The 2,292-nt window shown below is 67.1% G+C and carries 2 protein-coding genes; both read right to left on the bottom strand.

The annotated features are described in order from the left end of the window. Positions 1 to 106: 106 nt before the first annotated feature. On the bottom strand, positions 107 to 895 hold the full coding sequence (gene istB / locus DXD16_RS07810) for an IS21-like element helper ATPase IstB (protein WP_117655711.1): 789 nt from the start codon (positions 893 to 895) through the stop codon (positions 107 to 109). Then, a complete protein-coding gene (gene istA / locus DXD16_RS07805; RefSeq protein WP_117655710.1) occupies positions 892 to 2,130 on the bottom strand; it encodes an IS21 family transposase in 1,239 nt (412 codons plus the stop codon). Before istA ends, istB begins: the two co-directional genes overlap by 4 nt. Positions 2,131 to 2,292: the final 162 nt, after the last annotated feature.

Here is a 2,292-nt window from a genome sequence, read left to right as displayed (position 1 = left end):
CTGTTAGCGTCAATATATTTTTCACCATTTTCACCAACGTATTTTCGCCAATCGCGCCAACGCGGATGCGCCGGATTCGCCAACGCGGATGCGCCGCTTTCGGCGTCTAGGCTCCCTCCTCCTTCCCGTCCTCGCCGCCGATGGATACGTCCTTCAGGCGGTACGACCGTCCCGTTATCTTGATCATCGCGCAATGGTGGCAAAGCCTGTCGGCCACCGCCGAGGCCGTGACGTTGCTGCCGAACACGTCGCCCCACCTGCCCACCGGCACGTTGGTCGTGACGATGGTCGACCGCTTTAGCGCGTAGCGCCTGTTGACCAGCTGGAACAGCAGGTCGGCGCCCTCCTTGCCGATATCGAGGTAGCCGAGCTCGTCTATTATCAGCAGGCTGCAGTGCTCGTAGAACCGTATCCTGCGCGCCAGCGCCTCCTTCGCCGAGGCGTGCTTGAGGTCCTCGACCAGCCTCGAGCAGTCGGCGAAGTACACCTGCTTGCGGGCCATCACCGCCTCGTGGCCTATGGCTATCGACAGGTGGGTCTTGCCGACGCCCGGGCTGCCGACGAGCACGACGTTGTCGCCGCGGTCGATGAACTCGAGCGTGGCCAGCTGCTCGACCAGCCCGCGCGGCACGCTCGGCTGGAAGCCCCAGTCGAAGTCGGCCAGCGTCTTTATGTAGGGGAAGTTGGCCATCCTCGTGCGGCGCTCGTCGTCGGCGCGCCGCTTGAGGGCTATCTGGGCGTCGGTGAGCTCGAGCATGGCGTCGACCAGGCCCTTCCTCCCGTCGGCGACGAGCCTGACGTACTCGGGCACCGACGACGCCATGCCCTCGAGCCCCAGCTCCTCGAGGTTGGCCGCCAGGCGGTTGAGGGGGCTGGCCTGCACGGCGGTGCTCACAGCGAGCCCCCTATCGAGTCGAGCAGGCCGAGGTTGGCCGCGGCGGCCGCCTCGATGTCGCCGGCGGCGTCGCCGAACCACCGCTTGCCGGCCATGGCCTCGGCGTAGTGCGCCGGGTCGTAGGCCGGCCCGCCCGCCACGTGCGTGGCCACCAGCTCGCCGCCGACGTAGCAGTCCATCGCGCCGCCGGGCATGCAGACGATGCGGGCGGGCCTGCCGATGCAGCGCCTGGGCACCGACATGGGCTCGCCGTGCGCGCTCACCAGCATCGTGGCCGGCACCCTGGCCACGCGCACCACGTCGCCCATCGCCTCCTCGAGGGCGCGCAGGTTGCCGACGGGCAGCAGCGCGTCCTTCTCCTCCATGAACAGCGCGGAGGGAGGCAGCCCCGTGGTCTCGTTGGGCTCGGAGTTGCTGGCGTCCTCGATCCGCGCGACGATCTCGTCGATGTCGTCCCAGCCGTCGAAGTCGCCCTGGTAGGCCATGAGCCGCGACAGGAAGCGGTTCGACGACTCGACCTTGCCCTTCGTCTGGGGGCTGCGCGGGCGGCACAGCTTCAGCTCGAAGCCGGCGGCCTTGGCGAACTCGTACGCGCGCTGGACCTTGAGGCGCCGGCCGCCCTTGACCGTCACCAGGGCGGACATGTTGTCCGTGACCCACTCGCGCGGCACGCCGCCGAGCCTCGCGATCGTGGCGTACATGCACCTGACCAGGTCGTCGGTCGTCCTGGTCCTCGACCGGATGAATATGTGCCTGCGGGAATGGCCCAGCGTCGCCGCGAACACGTTGAACTCGAACAGCTCGCCGTCGCGGTTCGCCATCTTGACGGACTCCTTCCAGTCGAACTGCAGCTGCAGTCCGGGCGGCGTCTCGAAGCGCGGGTGCGGCTCCGGGCCGCCGGAGGCCCCGACGGCGATGCCGTTCTTGCGCATGAACTGGGTGAAGGCGTTGTAGCCGGCCAGGTCCTCGCCGGGATACCTGTGCAGCAGCCACTCGTGGATGCCCTTCTTGGTGACTCCCGGCAGCTGCGCCTTGGCGGCCACCTCCTCGATGTGCGCGTCGAACGAGCCCGCCCTGTCGCCGCGCCCGTCGTGGGGCCGCCCGCCCTCGGCCCTCCAGTACGACGCCACGGTGTGCCTGTCCTTGCCGTAGCGCTTCGCTATGTCGCTGAAGTTGGGCTTTATGCCCGCTTCCCTGTACATGTCCAACTCTCCGATCAGGTTCTTCTCCGCCACGGCCCGCTCCTCCCGAAAGCATCGTTCGCTCGTCGATCGAAGCGTAAGCCCCGGCGTTGGTGGAAATGGTGAAAATGCGTTGGCGCAAATGGCGGGACTGCGTTGGCATGATTGGTTGTTGAGCGTTGGTCAAAATGGTTGTTTTTACAGTAGCGCTAACAC

It is taken from the genome of Collinsella sp. TF11-5AC (genome assembly GCF_003436775.1).
GTDB lineage: Bacteria > Actinomycetota > Coriobacteriia > Coriobacteriales > Coriobacteriaceae > Collinsella.
The sequence above is the reverse complement of the archived record's forward strand: the minus strand, read 5'-3'. Positions and strand labels throughout refer to the sequence as shown.